The following is a 23,128-nucleotide window of genomic DNA, read 5'->3' on the forward strand; positions in this document are numbered from 1 at the left end:
GACATAGGTGTTTTCCACGAACTGTGTCGGAGATCAGACTGCCGATCAACGCAAGTCGACGGTGAGAGAAAAGCGACCTAGTTGGCGTTCCGCTCTTCGACTGCCGCGGTCAACTCCTTGTACGCAGGGATGACAACCCAGAACGCTAGCGTTCCGAGGATCATAAACCAGAACATTCCGTCCATCAGCATGATACCCATCGCGTCGAACGTGCTCGGATCCGTCGGGGCAGCCTCGGTAAACTGCGGTCCCTCAAAGCTAGAGGTCCGGTACCAGCCCGCGAGGATCATCCACAGCATGGCGGCGCCACTGAACGTCGCCAGCCCCTTGATGAACTCGTCAGCCATTACCTGTATCTTGGTTGGTGTCGTCTTTAGCGTTTCCCATTGCTTCGGGCTGAAAGCGAGTCGAGAATACGTAGACGACGCCGCCGAAGGCGATCAAACCGATACCAAGCAGTGCAGTGATAACGTTGACATCCTCCGTCTCGGCGGTCGCCTGATCAGTGGCGCTGTCGAGCACCAGAAACCCGCCGACGACGAGTCCGATCGCGATCAACATCGAAAACACCGTCACGACCTTGTAGATCTCCATCGGAACAAGGACATCACGTTGCAGGGACGCGCGGTCGTCCGGCGCGTTCGAGTCGGCCATACCTAGAAGGAGATCCGGAACGAGAAAAGGGTTATCGTGGCGGTCGAAGCCGGTAGTACCGACGGTTCAGGTTGTACATGTACCCCTCCTGCATCGCCTTCAAAACGGAGTAGGTAATCACCCCCGAGACGATCGGCACGATGAACACAAGATCGAACAGTAGCGTTGCGGTCATCATCGGAACGCGCTCGGCGATGATGTTGTCGATTGCAAGCGCGCTCCAGGTGAACGAGTACATGACGCCGGTCATCCCGAGCGCGGCCCAGAACGGCTCCTCTACGGGGCGTCGCGCACTCCCCTTGTTCAGGAACGGGACGAGGAAGATCAGGCCGATGATCGGCGCGTGAACGAGGACGCCGAACGTGTCCGACTGCATCAGGCGCTCGCCGCCCAGAATCGCCAGTTCGGGGTTGAGCGGGTCGGTCTGAAGCAGGCCGAACGACCAGTACAGATACCAGTCGGGCAGGATGACCGCGGGGGTCGTACTCGGGTCCGCCGGATCCCCGAAGTGGGGCGGCATCGTCGCCGACAGGAAGATGATAATCCCGATGAAGAAACTCGTGATCGCCAGATTCCGGATGGTTTCGTGTGGCCATGCCGGGAAGCCGAGCACATCGCGCTCGACGTAGTCCGACTCCTGGCGCAGGTCCTGGTCCTCTCGTCGGGCCCGCTCGAAGTACTCGTAGGTCAGCCGGGAGAGCCCCTGCGTGCGCTCCTTGCGATTGCGCCACGTGGGTGTCTCGTCGTCCGGCGGCACGATGCCTGTTCCGCTTCCGTCCGCTCGTGTCTCTTGATCCTCTGACATTGTTTTAGTGTGGCTCCGCGATCCCCTGCATCCAGACGATTCCGACGTGTAGCGCGATCAGCGCCGTGACGACGAACGGCAGGATGAACACGTGCATAATATACATTCTCATTAACGTCGGTTGGCCCATCTCGAACCCGCCGAAGATGAGCAGCGCCGCCCATTCACCAACAAGCGGCACTGACATCGCCATCTCAACCCCGATCTGCCCGGCCCATAGCGAGAGCTGGTTCCACGGCAGGAGGTAGCCGCTGAAGCCGAACAGGAGCAAGAGGAGGATCAACACGACGCCGATGATCCAGTTGACCTCGCGGGGCTCCTTGTACGCGCCCGTGAAGTAGACGCGCAGCATGTGCAAGAACACGGCGGCAACCATGAACTGGGCCGCCCAGCGGTGGATGCTCCGGAGCATGAACCCGAAGTTTAGCTCGGCCATAATGAACAACATCTGGTTGTACGCGACCGAGGCTTCCTCGCCCGCCGTCGCGGGCGCGTAATAGAAGCCAAGCAGGGCACCTGTTATCGCCAACACGACGTACGCGATGATCGATAACGAACCCAGTGAGTATAACGGATACCAGTACCAGAACTTGTTGTCCAGGTTGTACTGTTCCGTGTGGCTCTTGGGCATCTGCATGTTCATCTTGTAGTACTGGTCTTCCAGTAGCTCAAGATAGTCCACGACCCGAAGTCGCTTGTCGAGCCACATCAGGGTGAACAGATACGTCTTCTCGATCAGCGAGAGCTCCTTGTTGTCAAGCCACTCGCCGTGATCGAACTCGTCTTTCTTTTGCAGACTCATACTAGTTCCCACCCGGTAGGACCGAATCTCCCGGTCGGGGGAGTGCGGTGTACTGTTGCTCGGTGATGCTGTACGGGTCGTACACCGACTGGTGACAGTTGCAGTAGATCATGTTCTCCGCGCCGAACTGTCGGGACTCGCCAAGCACACGGAAGCCGGGGACACAACAGTAGTGCGTACACTGGTTGAGGTTGGCGATGAACCCCTGGTCCGTCGACCCCTCGATCCACTCGTCGTCCTGAGCCGCCTCCTCGACTTCCGGGCTCCGGATGAGAAGTACCGGCAGCCGGTCAGCCGGGGAGAGCCCTTCGGAACGCCAGTTGACCAGCGCGGGTTTCCCGGCACCTGCATCGCCGACGACCGTATCGTAATCGTCGTAGTCAGCGAAGTCGTCGACGTGGACGCGATCGCCGCCCTCCACTTCCTCGTTTTGCCAGTCGATCTGGGTCGCGCCGACGTATCGGAAGTAGTTGTCACGGTCCTCTCGGGGATCCACTGCAGGGCTCGTCTGGGAGCCACAGTACTGGAACCACGTCGTCGAGTAGTTGACGCCACCGATCTCCTGTTCCGCGGTTGCGACATCGTCGGGGCCCTCGGCTTCCTCGACGTCGGGCCAGATTCCGCGCACGTAGCCTTCGTCGTCGACTTCAAGTGGAATCTGTGGCATCCCACGGGGGGCAGGGCCACTGACCAGTTCGTTACCTCTGTACACCGTCGTCCCGCCACCTGCTCCCGTCTGGGACGTCATGGAGTCGACGCTCACCGCAGTGGTGACGCCGATCCCCGAGAGCGCAGCGCTCCCGACGACGCCTTTGACGAAGCGGCGGCGACCGGATTCGACCGGATATTTGTCGCTATCTGGCATGTTTATTTCTTGTAATACGGGTAAACTGCTCGTTTGAACTGCTCGACTGCGCCGTCTCCGAGCTCCTGGCCGTCGGCGTCTTCCTCGTTAATGTAGAGATCCTCCCACTTGCGGCGTCGCTTCTTGACGATCATCACGTCCGGCAGGAACTCCTTGCGATAGAGCGCAAGAATAAAAGCGAGATCGATGAAGATCAGCGCCAGAATCGTGCCAAGGAACATGTTACCGGGGTCGGGATCGGCACCGCGTGCCCAGCCCTCGATGAGCCCGAAGGTGAAGATGCCGACGAAGACGATTTCAATGATCGTCAGCAGAACGATCGCGAGCGCGGCAGCCGTGCTCTCGCGGGGCTGCTCGTAGCGGTGAATGTCGCCGTAGGAACTTCCTGTTGATGACATTGGTCAGTCCTTTTTGTTGGGGTAACTCGTGTTTGCCGATTCGCCGTACTTGAGCACGTAGAACGTGAACACGAAGGTCACGAAGATCGCGGCGAACGTCGCCATACCAATGAAGTGCTTTTGTACGGGGACGCCGATCGCGTGGGGATCGACCTCGGTCGGTCCCTGTGCCGCCGCGCCTCCAGCGTCTTCCGTGACGGTAAGCGTCGCATCCATCCCGGCCGCAACGTGGGGCTCACAGACGTACTCGTAGGTGCCCTCTTCCTGGAAGGTGTGTTCGTGCTCGAAGCCGGTATCCTCGATCGGTTCGTGACCCTCCCACTCGTCGGGCCCGCTCTGGACCGCGATGTTGTGAGTGTCCGACTCCCAGATGAATTCGACCGTCGTGCCCGGCTCGATCGTCAGATCGTCCGGATCGAAGACGTTGTTCCCGTCCGGCCCGACGATCACCGTCTCCGTGGTAGCCTCGTCGCCGTTCTCGGCTGCGCCGTTTGCCTCCTCACCGTTTTCTTCCGCACCGTTCTCCTCCTCGCCGTTCTCCTCGTCGTCCTCCTCCTGCAGCGAAGACACGGCGGAGTACGCATCGCGACCGTCGGCCGCGGCTGTCGTACCGACTGCGCTAACAGCGGCCGCGCCAGCCGACGCGCCGGTGGCCGTCCTCAGAAAGTCCCGCCTGTTCATACACGCAAAGTTCAGGATTGGGTTTGCTTAAACCCACCGATGAATCCGCCAAAGCGAGGGGTTTAATCACCGTTTCGGTTCCGTTCTCGAACCGGCCGCAGTTGTGCATCGGGATCCTCGATCGGCAGGAAATCCGGGCGCTCGCCGTCTTCCAGACCGATCGAACGAAGCCGCCCCCTGTACTCCTCGGACCGGAAGCGATCGGAGAGCCGAGCGTTCGCCACGGTGACGAACAGAAAGAGCGCGATAACACCGAAGGCGAATCCCGCGACACCAGTGATCAGCGCCGTCCCCTGCCCGCCGCTGCCAGTGACTCCGAAGTACAGCGACACACCGATCAGCCCAACAGCAGCGAGCAACTGCGCGCCGGCGATCAACTGGATCATCAGGTTCCCGATCTCGCTGCTCTGTTCGGGCACTTCGTCGGGATGTGGGAGCAGGAAGTCACCCTCCGGTGGGATCTGCGGATCGTACTCCTCCATCGAGCACAGCGCGATACTGGGTTTGACGTCACGAAGAACAGTGCCGGTCCCCTCAACGCCGCCGTCCGGATAGATCAACGCGTAATCCTGATCGGAGTACGCAAGCAGCAGTTCATCGCCTTCGCCCGCATCGACGCGTTCGAGTACGGCAAACACCTCACGTTGTGCGATCCTCGCGAGCAGTTCCTGTTCGACGCGGTCGATCAGCTCCGCGCCCGTGATCCACGAGTCTGCGTCGAACGCCGCCTCCCACTCATCGACCGACATCTCCGCCATGTCGGACGGGCCGAAATCGTCGAAGTCGTACTGGGACTCGATTTCGGCGAGGAGCTCCTCATCGGTCGGCTCGTCGCCGTCAGGGGCCGCGTTGCTGGTGGTGTCCACGTCACTATCGGTCTCGATCTCTTCGGCGTCCGCCGACTCCTGAACGTCGGACCGATCAGCGTCGCCCTCGGTGTCGGGTGACGTCGATGAGTCAGCCATTATCCCGAGTTGGGCCGCCCGAGACATACGTTTTCCGCCATCGATTTCGGACCTTTCGCGCCATTTAACACTCCGTCCTCCCAAGAGCAGACGATGTCGGAGTACGTCGTCGCGACGGTGGCCACGCTGCTCGTGACGCTTAGCTTTCCCCTGTATCTCTACGGTGCGTGGATCATCATCCAGGAAGAAGTCGTCACCTGGAACGTTCTGATGCGCCATCTCAAGTACGTCACCGCGGGGTTGGCACTGACGACCGTCCCGATGCTGACGTGGATGGTGCCAAACGCGTTCAATCAGTTTTCGCCCCTGCTTGCCGTGCATATGTTCTTCGGACTGCAGGCGTACGCACTCTTGCTCGTCGCGTTGACTGGGATCGTCCGGATCTTCCAGGTCAAGCGCCAGCACAACCTCTATCACGATACGAGCGGTGACATCGACATCGGCGAGTTACACGAAAACATGGGTGCGTGGCGATGGCGACTCCGGATCGGCGTCTTCGGCTACGTCGGCTGCTGGATCATCGCCTATCTGCTCGGCCTGTTCCGGTTCGTCCTCCGATTTACATTCCTGTGGTGACGCCGTCAGTTAGCTGTTAAACGGCGGGTCGTCACGGTGTGCGTTCGCGTTCTCCTGCTCTTTGGCGTCCTGTGCGCGCTCCTTTGAGTCCTCGCGTTCCTGTTCCGCTCGTTCCTCTGCTGCGCGCCGACGCGCTTCCTTTTCCTCCTCGGTGAGGTCGTCATCGACCGAGTGGTGCGGTGGTGTCTCACGGCCCTCGTCCCCGCCAGTCTCTGTGCGTCGGTCGGCCGCTGTCTCTTCGTCAGTCATTCTCTCTCCCACCGTGAACTCCCACGCCGAGCCGTAAATGGCTTTGTGGACCTCTCTAGCAGCGGATACGAACGGTTGCGCACCCGTGGGATACCCGTCACCACGCCTCGCCGCTGGCGAGGTCGATGTCGCTGTCCCCCTTCTCCGAGGGACAGATGTCCGCGAGCACGCAGTCGTCACAGTCCGGGTTCCGTGCGGTACAGGTCGCGCGCCCGTGATCGATCAGGAGATGCGTATACTGTTGCCAGACGTCCTCGGGGACGATCTCCATCAGATCCGGCTCGATGGCTTCCGGACGTTTCTCCTCGGTCAGTCCGAGCCGTCGCGAGATGCGCTGAACGTGTGTGTCGACGACGATACCCTCGACGACATCGTGGCCGTGCTGGAGGACGACGTTTGCCGTCTTGCGCCCGACGCCGGAGAGCTCGGTGAGTTCGTCCATCGTATCCGGGACCTCGCCGTCGTGTTTCTCGATGATGTCCCGTGCGGAGCTTTTGATGTAGCCCGCCTTGCTGTTGTAGTACGTGATCGAGTTCAGATCCTCGGCGAGTTCCTCCTCGTCGACGCTCGCGTAGTCCTCTGGCCCGTCGTACTTGGCAAAGAGGTGTTCGGTCTCTTTGTTGACCCGCTCGTCGGTACACTGCGCCGAGAGGATGACGGCGATCAGCAGTTCGAGCCGGTTCGAGTACCGCAACGAGATGGTGCTGTCGGGGTACTCCTCCATGAGGCGGTCGACGACTTCCTCGGCCTGCGCGTCTCGCGGTTCGAGCGGCGTTCCCATGCGTTCGCGTTCGAGCGGAGGGGTTTCAGCGGTTCGGTTTCTCGCCGGTCAGTAACTAGCCCATCACATTATCTGGACTCGCGTCGAACTGCCAGCGTATGACGCCAGCTAACGAGGAGTTCGAGCTCGACGAGGAGTTGTTAAGCGTCTGTCGAACAGCGGTCGGCGACGAGCTCCGGAGTATCACGTACTTCACACACGAGGACGTCGATCAGCTCTACCTGCGGTCGGACCTGGATCCCGACGCAAACCTCGAAGGGTTTGCGGAGCACGAACGACTCGGGTTCCGGTCCCAGGAGGCATACGAGAACACCGAACTCGGCGAGTACGAGGCGACGATTCGGATGTTCGAGTACGGCTATCTCACCCGGGTCGTCCACGACGGACACGGCGTCTGGGTGACGACCGACGACATGTCGATCGATCGCTTCGAGGAGTTAAGCGTCGCAGTGCGGAACGTGCTATCGTCGTTCGAGGCAGTAGACGCCTGAGTCGGCAGGCAGTGACCCTCGTGTTCCTATACTACACTTTTTGTAGTGTTTTACTCCGTGTTTCGAACCGTAATACTACAAGTTTCGAAGTTAGGTAGGGCTTCGAGGTCGAGGGGACGGCGATCCTCGAAGCGGCGTGGCGGGCGAGGACTGACGATCGATGGAAGCCCGTTGGAGTGACCGCAACCGGAGCAGCTTCCAAGCCGAACCTTTATGCGCGTATCACGACGCCATGATGGTATGAAAGCCACCGCGAAGGCACACCCGATCCAGGGGCTGGTGAAGTACCACGGAATGCGAGATGAGCAGTTGCGGCTTCCCTACCACGACAGCATCAGCGTCTGTACCGCGCCGAGTCACACGAAAACGACCGTCGAGTTCGACTTCGAGCGCGAGGAAGACACCTATATCGTCGACGGCGAGGAGCTAGAGGGACGCGCGAAAGAGCGCGTCGACGACGTCGTCGACTACGTCCGGAAGACTTCGGATGCTCCACACGCGGTGTACGGCGTCAAGCTCGAAAGCGAGAACTCCTTCCCGACGAACGTCGGCCTCGGCTCGTCCTCGTCGGGCTTTGCGGCGGCCGCGATGGCGCTGGCAAACGCCGCCGAACTGGAGTGGTCCCGCCCCGAGATCTCGACGATCGCTCGCCGTGGCTCCTCCTCTGCTGCACGCGCGGTGACGGGTGGGTTCTCTCATCTGTACGCCGGACTCAACGACGAGGACTGCCGCTCGGAGCGGATCGAGACCGATCTCGAAGAGGACCTCAGAGTCGTCATCGGGCTCGTTCCATCGTACAAGGAGACCGAACAGGCACACGAGGAAGCCGCCGACAGTCACATGTTCCAGGCCCGACTGGCGCATATCCACGAGCAGATCGCGGAGGCGCGTGATGCGCTTCGAGCGGCCGACTTCGAGCGTACTTTCGAGCTCGCGGAGCACGATTCACTCTCGCTTGCAGCAACGACGATGACAGGTCCCGCCGGGTGGGTCTACTGGCAGCCAGCGACCCTGCGCGTGTTCAACGCCGTCCGGGAGCTCCGCAACGAGGAGGATATCCCGGCGTATTTCTCGACCGATACCGGCGCGAGCGTCTACGTCAACACGACCGACGAGCACGCCGAACAGGTCAAAGAGACCCTCGAAGACTGCGGCGTTACGTCCGCCATCTGGCAGGTCGGCGGTCCCGCCCGGATCCTCGACGAGTCAGAAGCGTTGTTCTGACCCGGCGTTCCGGTTCCCGTCACCGAACGTTCGCAGACAGGCTTTACTATCAGCAATCGATAGGATCGGTATGAACGTGCTCGTTCTCGGCGGCGGCTACGCTGGCGTTGCCCTCACACAGCGCCTCGAAGACAGATTGCCACACGATGTCGATATCCGCCTGATCGACGATACCGGCGAGCATCTGGTCCAGCAGGAGCTCCATCGGGTGATCCGGAAGCCGGAGCTGGCCGAGGAAATCTCGATCCCTCTCGACGACCTCGTCGACCGTGCGACAGTCGAGACGGCCACGGTGACCGGCATCGACGTCGACGCGAAGATCGTCGAACTCGACGGCGAGCGCACCCTGGAGTACGACTATGCTGGGATCGCGCTCGGGGCGGAAACGGCCCACTATGGAATACCCGGACTGGACGCGAACAGCCATCCAGTCAAACGGCTGTCCGACGCACAGATGATCCGGGAGCGTTTTCTGGATATTCTCGACCGGACCGACGGTCGGGTCGTCGTCGGGGGGGCCGGGCTCTCCGGGATTCAGGTCTCGGGAGAGCTGGCTGCGCTGGCCCGAACGGTTGGTGGGGCCGACGGGATCCCCGACCTGCAGCTCCTGGAGATGCGCGACCGGGTCGCCCCGAACTTTCGTGAGTCCTTCTCGACGGCGATCGAACGCGCACTCGACGAGCAAGGAGTCACAGTGCGGACGGGAGCGACGGTTGCCGGTGTCAGCGAGGACACGATTACGCTTGCCAGCGGCGAGGACATCGAGTACGATCTACTCGTCTGGACCGGCGGCCTCCAGGGACCTGACGCCCTCGGCGGGGACCGACCCGACGTCCGAAGCACACTCGAACTTGGGGATGGGACCTTCGTCCTTGGGGATACGGCCCGGGTCGTCGACGACGATGGGGAGACGGTCCCGGCGAGCGCGCAGGCTGCCGTTCGCGAAGCCAACCCGGTTGCGGACAGCATCGCTCGGGCCATCGAGCACGACCGCGGTGGTGGTGGACTGTTCGATCCCCGACCCGAGCGGTTCACCTTCGACTCACCGGGCTGGGTCGTCAGTGTCGGTGACGATGCCGTCGCACAGCTCGGTCCCACGGTTGTCACTGGGCGGGCGGCGGCAACGGCAAAAGCGACGATCGGTGCGTCCTATCTCACGACGATTGGCCGCGTGCGAGAGGCGGTCGATCTCGTCAACAGCGAGCTGGGTCCAGAACGGGAGTGTTAACCCGGGACGCCGTAGGCATCGAACCCGCCGAGTCCGACCATCGACAGGATCACCAGCGTGACGAAAATCGCGAGCCACGCGATCAACGTGATCAGGATGGCGTCGATCCAGCCGCCGGGATAGCGCCGATTGATCAGCCAGAGATACGCGATGAACGCGACCAGTCCGCCGATGAAGGGAACGATGAACTCGACGACTCCCCACAGAATCCCTCCGATCAGCGCCGTGATCAGTGCGTACGAATAATCCTCGACATCGGCGACGACTTTCGCCCCGACGTAGATACCGATACCGCCAATGAACAGACTGACGACGAACGTAATGAGTGAACTAACGACCATACCAGTAATTCTACCTCGCCCTTGTTAAACCCAACATATCCGATAGTAGTTGTCTGAAAGTATATTCACCGGGGGAGGTCGTCACGTACCGCTCCGGGGATCCGAAGCGTGACAGTGGTACCATTCTCCGTCGAAAAGGAGAGATCACCGCCGAGCGCAGTGATTCCCGACTGGACGACCCAGAGCCCGATCCCACTGCCATGCTGGAGGGCGTCCTCGCTCCCGTTCTGCAGTGCGTCGAGCTCCGCCTCCGGAATGCCGGGGCCGGTGTCCGTGATCTCGATACGGATGGAGTCACCATCGTCTCGTACCGGTATCGCGCTAATCCGGACAGACGGATCCTCTATGTGTTCGATCGCGTTGTCCAGCAGGTTACCAAGCACGAGCGCCAGGACGTCCGAATCGGTTCGCACGGAGAGACCCTCCGAGATGTCGACCTCTGGACTCCACACCGAATCGGCACGTTCGTCAACGAGGTCGTCGACGAGAGCACGGAGTTTCGTCGGCTCGCCGTCCGCGACGGTCCCGTCGATCGTCCGGTTCAGTTCACGGGCACGTTCGGCAAGGGCCACCAGGGCTGCGCTCTCATCGACGATCGTCTCCGCGGAATCGGTGACAGATGGATCGGTATCTCGTCCCGCGATCAGTTCGGCGTGACCGCCGATAACCGTGAGATCGTTGCGGAGGTTGTGTCTGAGCACCCTGTTGATCACTGCAAAGCGCTGTTGGCGCTGGCGGAGGTCGGTGATGTCCTGTAGAACAGTCGTATAGCCCAGTGGGGTACCGGCCACGTTCTCGAACGGCGAACTCGTGATCCGGTACTGCCGTCGCTCGCCGTCGATCAGGAGTTCGATGTCCTGTTCCCGATTCCCGAGATCGATCTCCGTCGAGAGGAGTTCGGAAAGGTTTCGCCCGACCAGTCCCCGCGCGCGCTCGCCGAACAACGCTGCGGCGGTCGTATTGAAGTTAATGAGTCGGCCCTCGGTATCGACGGTCAGCACTGGCGTGTCGAGGTCGTCGATAGCCGTCCGTTCACCGATGCGACGAGTCGCTGGCTTGAACTCGAACATTCCCGCACTGAACAGGGCGTAAATGTCGAGCAGCATATGCGGAACCAACAGGAGCGGCAGAAAGCTGTACTGTGGAACCGGGCCGAGCGAAAAGAAGTACGCGACGATACCGACCACGGGAAAGATCGGGGTGAGCAACAGGGCAGCGACCTGCGACTGGAACAGCCGGCCGTAGCTGAGCAGCGTATCGAGCAACAGCAACTGGGCGATACTCAGGAGGATGACGCCGATGGCAAACAGCACGTAAAACATCAGAGTGAGATCGTAGGTTACCGTCGCCGCCCCAGCAACTGGATCGAGTTCGAACCCCATCCAGATCAGTTCGTGATAGCCGTTCGTCAGCGCGACGAGCGTGATGATACCGAAAAAGCCGGTGATAGCGGCTGCGGGGACGGTCCGAAGCACGTACTGTCGGCCGGTGTACACCAGCGCGAACGCGAGCCAGGCAACGCCAAGCCAGAGGGTGCACAGCATCACCACCATCTCCAGAAGCTCACGTAACCACAGCGGGTCGAACACGAACAGCGCGCCGCCGTAGGCGAAACAGATCGCAGTCATCAGCGAGGCAACGCCGATGAACCACGTCCCACCGACCTGATCGCGGTGTTTCGAGACCGCCCAGACGAGAATCAGATTGGCAAACCCACTGGAGAGAGTAACAAGCGCCAACCACGACCACTGCACACTGAGCGACACTACTGTGCAGACAGCGGTGGAGTAGGCAAAACGTTTGGGCTATCGGCGGTCGAACGGGCGCGCGTTCCGGAACGTTTAGCATCCACAGACGGTGAGTACCCACCATGGGCCTGTTCGATTCCCTGTTCCGGTCGAGCGAAGTCCTCGGGATCGCCCGGGAGACGCTGGAGTTCGCCCTGCAGGCGTCCGAACAAACACACCCCGACGAGTACATGGGAATGTTGCGCGGGACGGAAGCCCGGGAGGTCGGTCTCGACCGAGATGGACTCGTCATCACGGACGTGCTCGTGATCCCCGGCACGGAATCGAACAGCGTCAGCGCGACAGTCAAGACGAACATGATCCCGAACGACAACAAGTCGCTCGGCTCGGTCCACTCGCATCCCAACGGCGCGCTGCGCCCGAGCAAGGCCGACCTGGCGACGTTTACCCGGGGCGATGTCCACATCATCATCGGTGCGCCCTATGGACGCACCGACTGGAAGGCGTTCGACTCGGACGGCCAGCCGACCGAGCTAAACGTCCTCGATGTCGACCTGCCCGATGACGATGAGTTCTTCCACTTCGACCAGCACGACATCGACGCCGAACTGCGCGAGGACGAGTTCGACCGGGGGCGACGATGGTGACGACGGTCGTCGCACAGGGCACCTTCGACATCCTCCATCCCGGTCACGTCCACTACCTGCGGGACGCCGCGGCGATGGGTGACGAGCTCGTCGTCATCGTCGCCCGGGGAGAGAACGTTACTCACAAGCAGCCCCCGATCCTCCCCGACTCTCAACGCGTGGCGATGATCGAAGCGCTGGAGCCGGTCGACCGGGCGGTTCTGGGACATCCCGACGATATTTTCAGACCGATCGAGGAGCTCGATCCGGACGTCATCGCCCTGGGTCACGACCAGCACCACGACGACGACGCGATTCAGGCGGAACTGGATCGGCGCGGGATCGACTGTGCGGTCGAACGTGCCTCGGCGCGCGAGCCGGACTCAGAGGAAGAGTTGCTCTCGACCGGTCTGATTATCGAGCGGATACTCGAGGAGCGACGCTGATCTGGCCGGTGTATCAGCAAAGCGAATTGCCTGCAAAAGAGTGCTACGTGGTGCTGTCGTAGGCGTCGGTGAAATCCCACTCACGCCGGAGTAGCTCTTCGACGCCGTGTTCGAGGATTGCTTCGCCGAGAACGGTCGATCGGTAGTACGTGTAGAGACCGTCACTATCCCGTTCCGTACGGACGCGCTTCTCGATCAGACCGACGTCCTGGAGTTTTCCGAGATGATAGTGAAGCGTACTATCGTCGAGATCCATCTTCGAATCGAGCTCCGTCGGAGTCAACTCGTCGGCACGGACCAGCCGGTAGACGATCTCGAAACGGGTCCGATTGCCGATTGCGGCCTGCATCTCGAGATACTCGTCGAGCGAGAGGATGCTCGTTTCCGGGAGCAATTCGCTCGGGTCGTCCGGTGGCTCCCCCGTCGCTCGGCCGTGTCTCGTTCCCATCGTACGTTCGAGTACGCGACCGACATGTTTAGTCTTTATCAAGCCAGTGTTTGCTGAAATCACGGTCTTTTATAAACCAACAGCGTCACTGTCAGGTCATGTCCCAAGAAATAACACGGGACCGGATCAGATCTCGGCTTGGAGCGGTCAAACACGACCGATTTCTCTGTTACCTGATGGGCCCGTACAAATCGTTCAACCTCAATTACGTACTGACGGAGGAACAACGCGAAGAAACGCCGATCGAAGAGCTACCCGGTCCGTTCAGGCGGCTCTTCCGGAACAGGGACGATATCGACGAGGCAAAGGCGCTACTTCGTCGGGTCCAGGGTAGTCTTCGAACGGAGCCGGCGATCAATGCGTTTCTCGCGGTCGACGTCGATATCGATACCGAAACGATAGATGCGGTGACACAGAGTATCGAGTACGCGAGATGTGCAAACGCGACAGCGTTCATCCTGCCGTTTCTGGGCCACAACTTCGGCGTCGGAGAGGAAGCCGGAAGTGTGCTGGAACGCCTCGCCGAAACACACGGAGAGCGAATAGTCTTCGTACGTGAGTCGGACGTGACGAGCGAGATGATACGGTCGGCGCGGCGACGGTGGGACCTCCGTATCGAGACGTACGAGACTGAACGTGAGCTGATCGACGTACTGAGACGGTTCGTCCTCACGACGATGAACCGCGAACGGTTCGGCGATCTGGCCTACAGGTAGCCTTCAGCGTCGAGTCGCTCGACGGCCTCCTCGATCCGCTCCTTGCTGTTTGCGTAGGAGATCCGCGCGTAGCCGGGCGTCCCGAACGCGCTCCCGGGGACAGTGGCGACGTGTGCGTCCTCGATCGCGCCCTCACACCACGCCTGGTCATTGTCATCTACCGGCACCATCATGTAGAAGGCCCCATCGGGTTCGGCGACGTCGACGTTACGCTCGGCGAGCAGGTCGACGAGGAACTCGCGGCGCTCGGCGAACGCCTCGACCATCTCCTCGACCGCCTCATCAGTGTTTTCCAGCGCCTCGATCCCGGCGTGCTGGACGAAGTTGACCGCGGAGGAAACCGAGTGGGAGTGGAGTTTGCCCGCCTGGCCGATCAGCTCCTCGGGAGCGGCGACGTAGCCGAGTCGCCAGCCGGTCATCGAGTAGGCCTTCGAGAAGCCGTTGATCGTGACCGTGCGGTCTTCCATCCCCTCCAGCGTCCCGAGGCTGGTCTGTTCGACGCCGTAGGTGATCTCCTTGTAGATCTCGTCGGAGATGACGGTAAAGTCGTGCTCGACGGCAAGGTCACGGACGCCTTCGAGCGCCGCGTCTGAGTAGACCGCGCCGGTCGGGTTGCCGGGGGAGTTCACGACCATGAGCTCGGTTTCGTCCGAGACGGCCTCGGCGAGGTCGTCGAGGGCCGGTTCGAGCGCGAAGTCGTATTCCGAGGTGTCTACGCGGGTGAGCGAGCCGCCTGCCATCTTTACCATCGCCTCGTAGGAGACCCACGCGGGATCGAGCAAAACGACTTCCTCACCGTCCTCGATCAGCGCCTGAACGGTCTCGTACAGCGCCATCTTCGCGCCGGGTGTCACGATGACGTTCTCGGAGCTATACTGGTCGAGGCCGTCGTCGTGGAGCTTTTCGGCGATGGCGTCTTTCAGTTCGGGGACGCCGTTCGACGGTGCGTAGCCGGTGTGTCCGGCGTCCATCGCGTCTTTGGCCGCCTCGACGATGTTCTCGGGGGTCGGGAAGTCCGGTTCGCCGACGCTCAGATCGACGACGTCCGCGCCCTCGGCTTCGAGTTGGGACGCGAGATCGCTGATCGCAAGCGTCGCGCTCGGTTCGACACGTTCGACTCTATCTGCGAAATCCATGTTATAGGTCCTCCAGTTCGGTTGCGAGATCGATCGCGCTTTCGACCGCTCGTGCACCGTAGTCGGTACGCGCTCGGGCCTCGTCGGCGCTCTGTCCGGGACCAGTAATCCCCATCGCGACCGGCGTATCCCGTTCTAGACTGACCTCGGTGAGCTTCTGGGCCGCCGCGGTGCCGATCACGTCGTCGTGGTCAGTGTCACCGGTGATAATCGCGCCGACGACGGCGACGGCATCGATATCGTCCCGACGTGCCAGTCGGTCAGCGGCCAGCGGCGTATCGTACGCGCCGGGGACTTCGATCTCCGCAGCGATGTCGACCCCCGCCTCCTCGGCGGCAGACCGTGCCGACGCAGCCATCTTGTCGGTGACCGGCGCGTTGAACGTCGCGACCACCAGGCCGAGCGTTACCATATGGTGCGGGTGGTTTCGGCTCCTAAAAGAACTACCGTTCCAGTGTCGGATCGTGGGAACGGGCGATCATCGGAACCAGCCCCGAGTCACCCGAGCAGTTAGTACTGTGGAACCGAAACGGTGGGACGATGGATGTCGAGGCGCTCCAGGCGTACGTCTCCGAGGCAGAACAGCGCATTGCGTCGACCGACTCACTCTCGAAACGAAACACCCAGCTCCGGCTTGTACGACCGTTCCTGACGACGCTGGGCTGGTCGCTCGACGAAATCGTCGCCGAGTACGAGGTTCCGGACTATGGTCCGGTCGACTTCGCACTCCTCGTCGAGGACGCGCCCGAGATTTTCGTTCAGACGTGTGCCTGCAGTACGGATCTCTCAGAACAGGACGCCGAAGCGCTGAGAGGGCTGCTACTCGATACTGGCGTCGACTGGGGGATCCTCACGAACGGGCGACAGTTCGTCTTTGCCGGTGTCGACGACACTGGCGCAGTGGACCGTCGTGGAGCCGAACTGGTCGTGTTACCGGATCGGATGGATGTCGTCGAACGGTACACCGAGGCGGCGGCGTCACGACGAGTCGCGCATCGTCAGGAACGGTTTGCTGTCGCGGCACGGCAGCTGGACAGTGACCGCGAGGCGATACATACGGATCTCACCGAGCGCGTCGTTGCGACGACTGGCGAAGACGTCGCCGGTACGGTCGATGATGCCGTGGACGCGTTTCTCGATCGCCTGTGCGAGACGTTTCGGATGCGCGCCGAGACTGCAAACAGACCGGGCGACGCTGATACGGACAACAGAGAGGCCAGCCACGGGACACGGGGGGATGCTGGTGGACCATCGGAGACAGCTGGGCTCCGGAAACAGCAAGATGGTGAGCGGCAGATAGAGGAGTCGGATTACGGGACGGAGCAAGAAGTCAGGAAAGTATCCGTCGACGAGGTCGACGAACTGGCCACTCCGGATATCGACGTCGATCCCGATCAAACGTTACTCTCGGATATCAAGCGGGACGAACAGTTCGTCGTTCGGTTTTTTGACGGTCGAAGCTCGGTCGGCGCTGTTGGACACCGTAACGCAGCCACCGCGACTCGACTCGCGATCGAATACTTGCTGGAGCAGCGGGCACTCGGAGGCAGTATTACACTGCCATGGGGACCACAGGACGGTCACACCGTGCTCGATCACGAACTCGATGGGCCCTCAGTAGCCCTACAGAACGGGTGGCAACTGGACACGACACGTTCACTGGCGACTGCGCGGGAGACGATCGAGACGCTCGCCGGAAAATCCGGATTGCGAACGATGTTTCAGGGAGATTGGTCGGCAAACGAGTAATCGGTCACAACGCGCCGAAATACAGCAGTAGCATCATCGGAGTCAACATCAGTACAACCCCAAGCAGTGTTTTGATTCCCACGACCTGTGCCACCTTCAGCGATGCACTAAACGCGCCCATATTTACACATCATATCGCATCTTTTTATTTGTTTTGGTATTGGGCAATTTATCTAGTTACAGGATGTATTATAGATATCCGGACGGTTTTTCAATCGTCTGCGTATCTGGATGGAGCGTCAGACAGCGGAGCCGGAAATCGACGGGTGGCGACGATGGGTATTAGCCTCGGGAGCCCCCCTCAAGAGGTATGCACATGCTTCTCGACGGCAAGTGGACGCGGACAGCGTTCAAAGCGACAGACGACTCCGGGGCCTTCCAGCGTCAGAAGACCTCGTTTCGTGAGCACGTCTCCGCGAACTCGGACGCCGAGTTTCCCGCAGAGCCGGGCCGCTACCATCTCTACGTCAGCAAGGCCTGTCCCTGGGCGCACCGAACCCTAATTACGCGAGCGCTCAAGGGGCTCGAAGACGTCGTCTCGGTCGACGTTGTCGACCCGATCCGGATCGTGGATGGGTGGCGATTCAGGCCAGAAAAAGACGACTGCACACCCGATACGGTCAACGGAACCAACTACCTTCGGGACGTCTACACGGCTGCCGACGACAGTTTTACCGGGCGCGTGACAGTCCCGGTGCTCTGGGACACGGAGCGCGAGACAGTCGTCAACAACGAGTCTGCCGAAATTATGCGGATGCTCGACACCGCGTTCCACGATCTCGGCGAGCGTGACGTAGATCTGTATCCCGACGGATACCGTGACGAGGTTGACCGCGTCATGGAGGCAATCTACGACCCGATCAACAACGGCGTCTACCGCGCCGGGTTCGCCAAATCACAGGAAGCCCACGAGGAAGCGACCACGGAGCTATTCGACGCGCTCGATCACTGGGACGACGTGCTGGCCGACCAGCGCTACCTCACTGGCGACGTCCTGACCGAAGCCGACATTGCCATGTTTACCACACTGGTGCGGTTCGACGAAGTGTATCACACCCACTTCAAATGCAACGTCGCCCGGATCTCCGATTACGAGAACCTCTGGGGCTACCTTCGCGAACTCTACCAGCTGCCGGGCGTCGCCGAAACGGTGAACATGGACCACATCAAACAGCACTACTACGTCACCCACGACGATATCAACCCCACTGGACTCGTGCCGGTGGGGCCGGACCCCGACTTCGAGGCACCCCACAATCGCGACGAACTGGCAGGTGGTCCGCCGGACGCGCTGCTGTGAGGTTGACGGAACTCGTTCAGCACCGACCACACGTTTTTGTACAGGTACGCGGCGAAAGAGCACGTGCCGAGGACGAAGCGCCGCCGATATACGCTAGCCGCCACCCTCGTAGCCCTGCTGCTGGTCGGCGGAATCGTCGGTATCACAACCGCATCGGCAGCAAGCGGGCTCGATCCGCACGAACCATCCCACACCGGAAACGCTACCGAGCCCACAGAACCGCGTATCGTCGAACTCTACCCGAGTCCGGTCGCCCACGGCAACGTCGGCGAATTCGTCACGATCGAGTTCCCGACCGAGACCGAGACGGACGGGTGGTCGCTCCACGATGACGGTCGACAAACAGCGCATCTACCGAACGAGCCGATAGAAGGAACTGTCGTATTGAGCCACGATCCGGCGGAAACGCGACAGCACACGAACCATGACGTCTATCCCCTCGACGGACACATACAGTTCGCCGAAGACGGAGAGACGGTGACGCTCAAACGCAACGGAAGCATCGTTGACAGCGTCACTTACGACCGTGCGTCGGAAGCGGAGCTCTGGGAGCGAACGGAAGAAGGAACGGGGGTCTGGTCGCCAATCGAAGCGACCGATATCGCACCGGCAACGACGAACGATACGGAGGCAACCGCGTTCGTGTTGCCGGACGCTCCCGAAACACCGGTCGAGCTGATCGAGCGTGCCGACGAACGAGTCATGCTTGCTGCATACACCTACTCCGACCCACGGGTAACAGACGCGCTAATCGCGGCACACGAACGCGGGGTCGATACCCAGATTGCGGTCGAAGCGTCTCCGGTGGGCGGGACGAGTAACCGCTCGGTCGACCAACTCGACGAACTGACCGCGGCGGGAGTCGACGTGGTCGCGTTCGGTGGTGACCACGCGAGATATCGGTTCCATCACGGGAAGTTTGCGGTCGCCGACGACGAGGCGATCGTCATGACCGAAAACTGGAAACCGTCCGGAGCTGGTGGGCAGGCAAATCGCGGATGGGGCGTCGTTACACACGACGGAGCGAGCGCGGAAGCGATCGCAGACGTCTTTGAGGAAGATCTCAGTGCCAGCGACTCGCTACAGTGGGAGGAGTACGGCGAGACCGTCGAGCCGGTCGAGGAACCAGAGGCGAGAGGAACGTATCCCGCAGAGTTCGACCCCCAGCAGCTCACTGTCGAGGAGGTAACGGTTCTTACAGCGCCGGACAACGCCGAGCCCGAGATCCGGAGAGAAATCGAGGACGCGGATGAGTCCATCCTGCTTACACAGGTCTCGATCGGCGGACAGGATGACCCGCTGCTACAGGAAGCGATTGAGGCCGCACGTCGCGGGGTCGAACTCCGTATTCTCCTCTCCAGCGCGTGGTATACGGACGACGAAAACGCGGAGCTGCGGGAGTGGATCGACGGGATCGCGGATACCGATGATCTCGATATCGACGTCCGACTGGCCGATCCCGGGGGCAGCTACGAAAAGCTCCATACAAAAGGAGTTATTATAGACGAGGAAACGGTCATCGTCGGGAGTATCAACTGGAACACTCACTCATTACGAGAGAACAGGGAGCTTGCGCTGGTACTCGACGGGAACGAGGTTGCGGAATACTATACCCGCGTGTTCAACTCGGACTGGGACGGAATCCGCTGGCGATTGCCGGTTGGACTCGGGGCGGTGCTGGTAGCAGGAACAACCGGCGCAACTGTCACCACACACAGAAGGGTCGAATTCGCGTGACGGGTCTCAAACCGACGATTTCGTGCTGCTAAGCGCTTCGTCGATCTCGGCTTCGGCCATCTTCTCGACGAGCGCGTCGAGTACTTCCTCACGCCGCCCTTTGACGAACTTGATCGAGCCGACGACGAGGTGGCCACCGCCGCTAACGCCGCCGCCGACTATCTCTTCGTCGAGTTCCGTGACCATCCGGGGGATATCCAGTCTAACACCGTCGCTCCGGAGCACGGAGAAGTCAGGACCGTAGCCGATCGTGATTACCGGATCGCCGGTCTCTTCGACCTTGTGGTCGTGAATCGCGCCGGTCGTCTTCCCGGGAGCAGGATACGTAAACCGGTGCGTATCGTTCTCGACGTCGACGCGGTAGAGATGAGCACCGTTGTCGAGTCGCTCGTGCTCGACGTGCGGTAACGCAGCTTCTAGCTGTTCGTCGATCTCGGTCCGGGATTTCTCTGCCAGGAAGTCAACTAACTCGTGGTGGCGCTCCTCGTCCTCACAGCCGACGTTCAGCGCGTCGTTGACGAGATGTCGACCGGAGTCGTAGCGAAGCCAGTGTGCGGCATAGTCCAGCGCCTCGCCAACGTCCTCCAGTTCGTCGGGGTCGTAGCCGACTTCCGCAGCCAGTTCGAGGTACTCGTCCATCGCGTCGGCGGCCGAGCGATCGGAGATGCCAGCGACTGCTGGGACGTGTCGAAGTTCGTCCGTCAGATCAGGGTCGATCATCCGCGCGAGTTCCACACACATCATTCCCGTCGTGATCCGGTAGTCCTCGTCGTAGAGGTACGGATTGACATGCTCGGTCAGGAGCGGTTCGACGGCCTCCGGGTCGGGGTGGTGATGGTCGAGGACGACGATCGGGATGTCGTAGTGTCGCAGCGTCTCGTAGGCTGGCGTGTCCTCTTCGGTGCTCCCGTTGTCCAGCATAAGCAGGAGCGGGAGCTTCTGTCCGTGGCGCTCCCGGTCTTCGAGGGCGAAGTTGAGGTCACGCGTCGCGTCCTCCATCTCGTAGAATGGTGCCTTGCTCGGAAGTCGCTTGAACAGGTGTCGCTTGGCTTCGGGATCCTCATGGACCTCCTCGATGAACCGCTCGAGGGCCAGCTCGACCGGGACACTCGCACACATTCCGTCGCCGTCGGCGTGGTGACGGATTCGGATCGGACGCCCTTCGAGAACGGTACGGCGAAGCAATTTTGCGACCGATTCGAGATCCGGTCGGAGTTTCTCGAACGCCTCCCACTCGATGAGCGGGTCGACGTCTGCAGGGGCTGCACGCTCCTCTACCGCGGCGTCAAGGCGAGCCTCGATCTCCGTCGCCTCCTCGTCGTCTAGAGCAGTCAGGGAGTCGGCTTCGATCTGGATTGCCCCTTCCCGATGCTCGGGGGTTCCGCTCACGCGGACGTAATCGTCGACCGAAACTTCCGGATAGGCACGCACGCCGGCGGATTCGAAGATTGCACAGGGAACGATTCCCGATTCGTCGCGCACGTGAAAGAGGGTCGGACCGCCAGTCTGTTTGATCTGAACGACCTGTCCTGCGAGATAGACCGTACTACCGACGTTGTCCTCTAGCTCCTCGACGGGTGTAATATCGTACTCGTGGGAGACACTTTCGAGTTCGTAGTCGTCAATATCGACAGAGCGGAACGAAACATCACCGTTCTCTCGTACTTCTTCGAGATCGACGACCAGCTGGTCGCCGACCTCGTACTCCCCGTCGAGTTTCGATTCGTGCACGAGTCCGGAGACGAACTCGGACAGGTCGACGAAGACACCGTATTCGACGACGCCGTTGACCGTCGCAAGATACAGACCGTCCTCCGTCACCTCGTCGAGCGTACACTCCGAATCGAGATCGTAGACCACGGGAGACTTCGTGTCACCCGTGCTGGTTGCCTCATCGTCAGTCATCGTTATCGAAGAATGGCAACGACCGTGTAAAACGCTTTGCAACTCGTGTGGACGCTACGGCCCGTCAGAAGACTGTTCGGACCTACTCGAGGACTGTGAACTCGGTTGAGTCCATATCCAGAAACGCAGTTTCATAGCCGTCGTGGCGCGACACGCGGGGATCCGACGTGATGTCGAGTCGGATCGTTTCAATTGTATCGAGGGAATCAGCCGCCAATCCGTAGTGGTAGTCGACATCGTGGTCGAGTGTCGCCGACAGCGGCTCGTCGGAGAAGACCGCATCGCCATCCCGATATCCGGTCGCTGTGATCGACATCTCGGGAAGCGGTATCCGATTGTACGGCGTACGCGGTGAGACGAGGAGATACGGCTGCTCATGGAACCGTGAGTTGGATTCGATGAGACTCACCGCAATATCGGCATCACCGCTGGTCTCGGTCCCCAGCAAACGGCCGGGGAGCGATTCAGGTGCCGGAACGGTCGACATGGGCATTTGCATGTCGTGTCCCTCATGCTCGTCATGCCCATCGTGGTCACCATGATTGTCGTGTTGCATCAACGGAACGGCATCCCGGCGTCCTCTCTCGTCCTCATCGAACTCCTCGAACGAGAGGTCGTAGATGTCATCGACAGCGTACTCGAAGTCGATTTCCACGGTCGTACCGTTCTGGAACAGTCCCTCCAGCTCCCCGACCGGCCGGGCCTCGATCGGTGCTGCCTGAATCTCGGCGGTGTATCCTCCTTCGGTATCGAGTTGGACATTGTCGCCGTAATGAAATCCCATCCGCTGTGAGATCATCGGCCACGGCCGGAACGACGTCTCCAGTGTCCCCTCCGAATACAGGTCCAACTGGAGTTCGGTCGGCAGTACCGTCCCGGTTTCACGATCCCAGACGGTAACCATCAGGTGCATGGCATCCGATTCCTGAACGTCGACGCGGTCCATACCGCTCGAAGTGACGTTGTAGAACCGATGCGGGAACGTGTAGTGAAGCGCAAATCCGTAGTCGCCACTGTGGGCAATGCCGTACGTCGCCATGTCCTCGACACCAGCGGGCATATACACGGCGTCCGGGCGGTCCTCAACAACGGGGACACTCTGCCAGACGGACTCGGTCTCGAAGGTATTCAGACAGCCAGCAAGAACGGCACCACTGATCGCGGCCCCCGATTTCAGTAGCGTCCGCCGATTCATACCTCAGCGAAGGGGGCAGGAACTATTACGACTTCTGGTCCGTATGACGAACGAGGACAGAG

27 protein-coding genes are annotated in these 23,128 nt (G+C 60.8%); 10 read left to right on the forward strand and 17 right to left on the reverse strand.

What is annotated here, in order from left to right; translation table 11 throughout:
• Nucleotides 1–77: 77 nt before the first annotated feature.
• From AArcSt11_RS14790 to AArcSt11_RS14825, 8 genes are all read right to left on the reverse strand, one after another.
• Nucleotides 78–347: a DUF7314 family protein gene (locus tag AArcSt11_RS14790; protein ID WP_238477178.1), complete on the reverse strand. Its 270-nt coding sequence runs from the start codon at nucleotides 345–347 to the stop codon at nucleotides 78–80.
• Entirely contained in the window at nucleotides 340–654 is a 315-nt protein-coding gene (locus AArcSt11_RS14795) for a DUF7315 family membrane protein (RefSeq protein ID WP_250598211.1), read from the reverse strand. The genes AArcSt11_RS14790 and AArcSt11_RS14795 overlap by 8 nt, the downstream gene beginning before the upstream one ends.
• 31 nt (nucleotides 655–685) lie before the next feature.
• Entirely contained in the window at nucleotides 686–1,459 is a 774-nt protein-coding gene (locus AArcSt11_RS14800) for a cytochrome b family protein (RefSeq protein ID WP_250598213.1), read from the reverse strand.
• Nucleotides 1,460–1,463: 4 nt separating this feature from the next.
• Nucleotides 1,464–2,261 (reverse strand): cytochrome b, encoded by a 798-nt coding sequence (locus AArcSt11_RS14805; RefSeq protein ID WP_250598215.1) that lies wholly within the window; start codon nucleotides 2,259–2,261, stop codon nucleotides 1,464–1,466.
• 1 nt (nucleotide 2,262) lies between these two features.
• Nucleotides 2,263–3,126, reverse strand: coding sequence for a ubiquinol-cytochrome c reductase iron-sulfur subunit (locus AArcSt11_RS14810; protein ID WP_250598217.1), 864 nt, complete (start codon nucleotides 3,124–3,126; stop codon nucleotides 2,263–2,265).
• 2 nt (nucleotides 3,127–3,128) lie between these two features.
• Nucleotides 3,129–3,524 carry a DUF7318 family protein gene (locus tag AArcSt11_RS14815; protein ID WP_250598219.1) on the reverse strand — a complete coding sequence of 132 codons (396 nt, stop codon included), beginning with the start codon at nucleotides 3,522–3,524 and terminating at the stop codon, nucleotides 3,129–3,131.
• Nucleotides 3,525–3,527: 3 nt separating this feature from the next.
• Nucleotides 3,528–4,205 carry a plastocyanin/azurin family copper-binding protein gene (locus tag AArcSt11_RS14820; RefSeq protein ID WP_250598221.1) on the reverse strand — a complete coding sequence of 226 codons (678 nt, stop codon included), beginning with the start codon at nucleotides 4,203–4,205 and terminating at the stop codon, nucleotides 3,528–3,530.
• Between the two features lie 62 nt (nucleotides 4,206–4,267).
• Nucleotides 4,268–5,170, reverse strand: coding sequence for a DUF7319 domain-containing protein (locus AArcSt11_RS14825; protein ID WP_250598223.1), 903 nt, complete (start codon nucleotides 5,168–5,170; stop codon nucleotides 4,268–4,270).
• A gap of 93 nt (nucleotides 5,171–5,263) precedes the next feature.
• Here AArcSt11_RS14825 and AArcSt11_RS14830 point away from each other — a divergent pair, with 93 nt between their 5' ends.
• Nucleotides 5,264–5,746 (forward strand): DUF7321 family protein, encoded by a 483-nt coding sequence (locus AArcSt11_RS14830; RefSeq protein ID WP_250598225.1) that lies wholly within the window; start codon nucleotides 5,264–5,266, stop codon nucleotides 5,744–5,746.
• Nucleotides 5,747–5,755: 9 nt separating this feature from the next.
• Here AArcSt11_RS14830 and AArcSt11_RS14835 read toward each other — a convergent pair whose 3' ends face one another.
• Nucleotides 5,756–5,995 (reverse strand): hypothetical protein, encoded by a 240-nt coding sequence (locus AArcSt11_RS14835; protein ID WP_250598227.1) that lies wholly within the window; start codon nucleotides 5,993–5,995, stop codon nucleotides 5,756–5,758.
• Nucleotides 5,996–6,092: 97 nt separating this feature from the next.
• Nucleotides 6,093–6,776, reverse strand: a complete 684-nt coding sequence (gene nth / locus AArcSt11_RS14840; protein ID WP_250598229.1) for an endonuclease III — start codon at nucleotides 6,774–6,776, stop codon at nucleotides 6,093–6,095.
• A 98-nt stretch (nucleotides 6,777–6,874) separates the two neighbouring features.
• Between nth and AArcSt11_RS14845 the strand changes: the two genes are divergently transcribed.
• From AArcSt11_RS14845 to AArcSt11_RS14855, 3 genes are all read left to right on the forward strand, one after another.
• Nucleotides 6,875–7,267 (forward strand): DUF7522 family protein, encoded by a 393-nt coding sequence (locus AArcSt11_RS14845; protein WP_250598231.1) that lies wholly within the window; start codon nucleotides 6,875–6,877, stop codon nucleotides 7,265–7,267.
• Between the two features lie 240 nt (nucleotides 7,268–7,507).
• A complete protein-coding gene (gene mvaD, locus AArcSt11_RS14850) occupies nucleotides 7,508–8,491 on the forward strand; it encodes a phosphomevalonate decarboxylase MvaD (protein ID WP_250598233.1) in 984 nt (327 codons plus the stop codon).
• Between the two features lie 70 nt (nucleotides 8,492–8,561).
• Nucleotides 8,562–9,719, forward strand: coding sequence for an NAD(P)/FAD-dependent oxidoreductase (locus tag AArcSt11_RS14855; protein ID WP_250598235.1), 1,158 nt, complete (start codon nucleotides 8,562–8,564; stop codon nucleotides 9,717–9,719).
• Here the strand turns inward: AArcSt11_RS14855 and AArcSt11_RS14860 are convergent.
• Entirely contained in the window at nucleotides 9,716–10,060 is a 345-nt protein-coding gene (locus AArcSt11_RS14860) for a hypothetical protein (protein WP_250598237.1), read from the reverse strand. The two genes, AArcSt11_RS14855 and AArcSt11_RS14860, sit on opposite strands and share 4 nt — an antisense overlap.
• Nucleotides 10,061–10,125: 65 nt before the next feature.
• Complete coding sequence (locus tag AArcSt11_RS14865) at nucleotides 10,126–11,826, reverse strand: histidine kinase N-terminal 7TM domain-containing protein (RefSeq protein WP_250598239.1); 1,701 nt, start codon at nucleotides 11,824–11,826, stop codon at nucleotides 10,126–10,128.
• 104 nt (nucleotides 11,827–11,930) lie between these two features.
• On the opposite strand from AArcSt11_RS14865, the gene AArcSt11_RS14870 reads away from it, so the two are divergent.
• Both AArcSt11_RS14870 and AArcSt11_RS14875 read left to right on the forward strand, forming a co-directional pair.
• Nucleotides 11,931–12,455, forward strand: coding sequence for a Mov34/MPN/PAD-1 family protein (locus AArcSt11_RS14870; RefSeq protein ID WP_250598240.1), 525 nt, complete (start codon nucleotides 11,931–11,933; stop codon nucleotides 12,453–12,455).
• Nucleotides 12,449–12,880 carry an FAD synthase family protein gene (locus tag AArcSt11_RS14875; RefSeq protein WP_250598241.1) on the forward strand — a complete coding sequence of 144 codons (432 nt, stop codon included), beginning with the start codon at nucleotides 12,449–12,451 and terminating at the stop codon, nucleotides 12,878–12,880. The genes AArcSt11_RS14870 and AArcSt11_RS14875 overlap by 7 nt, the downstream gene beginning before the upstream one ends.
• 43 nt (nucleotides 12,881–12,923) lie before the next feature.
• On the opposite strand, the gene AArcSt11_RS14880 is transcribed toward AArcSt11_RS14875, so the two are convergent.
• Nucleotides 12,924–13,328, reverse strand: coding sequence for a helix-turn-helix domain-containing protein (locus AArcSt11_RS14880; RefSeq protein ID WP_250598242.1), 405 nt, complete (start codon nucleotides 13,326–13,328; stop codon nucleotides 12,924–12,926).
• 98 nt (nucleotides 13,329–13,426) lie between these two features.
• Here AArcSt11_RS14880 and AArcSt11_RS14885 point away from each other — a divergent pair, with 98 nt between their 5' ends.
• Nucleotides 13,427–14,044, forward strand: a complete 618-nt coding sequence (locus AArcSt11_RS14885) for a DUF7509 family protein (protein ID WP_250598243.1) — start codon at nucleotides 13,427–13,429, stop codon at nucleotides 14,042–14,044.
• On the opposite strand, the gene AArcSt11_RS14890 is transcribed toward AArcSt11_RS14885, so the two are convergent.
• Together AArcSt11_RS14890 and ribH are read right to left on the reverse strand one after the other, a co-directional pair.
• Nucleotides 14,035–15,180, reverse strand: coding sequence for a pyridoxal phosphate-dependent aminotransferase (locus AArcSt11_RS14890; protein WP_250598244.1), 1,146 nt, complete (start codon nucleotides 15,178–15,180; stop codon nucleotides 14,035–14,037). The genes AArcSt11_RS14885 and AArcSt11_RS14890 overlap by 10 nt on opposite strands.
• A gap of 1 nt (nucleotide 15,181) precedes the next feature.
• The gene (ribH, locus tag AArcSt11_RS14895; protein ID WP_250598245.1) at nucleotides 15,182–15,592 is read right to left on the reverse strand and encodes a 6,7-dimethyl-8-ribityllumazine synthase; all 411 of its coding nucleotides are present in this window, start codon (nucleotides 15,590–15,592) and stop codon (nucleotides 15,182–15,184) included.
• Between the two features lie 128 nt (nucleotides 15,593–15,720).
• Between ribH and AArcSt11_RS14900 the strand changes: the two genes are divergently transcribed.
• The 3 genes from AArcSt11_RS14900 (at nucleotide 15,721) to AArcSt11_RS16905 (ending at nucleotide 19,966) form a co-directional block, all read left to right on the forward strand.
• Nucleotides 15,721–16,929: a hypothetical protein gene (locus tag AArcSt11_RS14900; protein ID WP_250598246.1), complete on the forward strand. Its 1,209-nt coding sequence runs from the start codon at nucleotides 15,721–15,723 to the stop codon at nucleotides 16,927–16,929.
• 310 nt (nucleotides 16,930–17,239) lie between these two features.
• Nucleotides 17,240–18,229, forward strand: a complete 990-nt coding sequence (locus tag AArcSt11_RS14905) for a glutathione S-transferase family protein (protein ID WP_250598247.1) — start codon at nucleotides 17,240–17,242, stop codon at nucleotides 18,227–18,229.
• Between the two features lie 63 nt (nucleotides 18,230–18,292).
• Nucleotides 18,293–19,966, forward strand: a complete 1,674-nt coding sequence (locus AArcSt11_RS16905) for a phospholipase D-like domain-containing protein (RefSeq protein WP_250598248.1) — start codon at nucleotides 18,293–18,295, stop codon at nucleotides 19,964–19,966.
• Nucleotides 19,967–19,972: 6 nt separating this feature from the next.
• Here the strand turns inward: AArcSt11_RS16905 and han are convergent, their stop codons facing one another.
• Together han and AArcSt11_RS14920 are read right to left on the reverse strand one after the other, a co-directional pair.
• Nucleotides 19,973–21,871, reverse strand: coding sequence for a Hef-associated nuclease (gene han / locus AArcSt11_RS14915; RefSeq protein WP_250598249.1), 1,899 nt, complete (start codon nucleotides 21,869–21,871; stop codon nucleotides 19,973–19,975).
• A gap of 82 nt (nucleotides 21,872–21,953) precedes the next feature.
• Complete coding sequence (locus tag AArcSt11_RS14920; protein ID WP_250598251.1) at nucleotides 21,954–23,066, reverse strand: DUF7350 domain-containing protein; 1,113 nt, start codon at nucleotides 23,064–23,066, stop codon at nucleotides 21,954–21,956.
• Nucleotides 23,067–23,128 lie beyond the last annotated feature (62 nt).

Source organism: Natranaeroarchaeum aerophilus, from assembly GCF_023638055.1.
GTDB lineage: Archaea > Halobacteriota > Halobacteria > Halobacteriales > Natronoarchaeaceae > Natranaeroarchaeum > Natranaeroarchaeum aerophilum.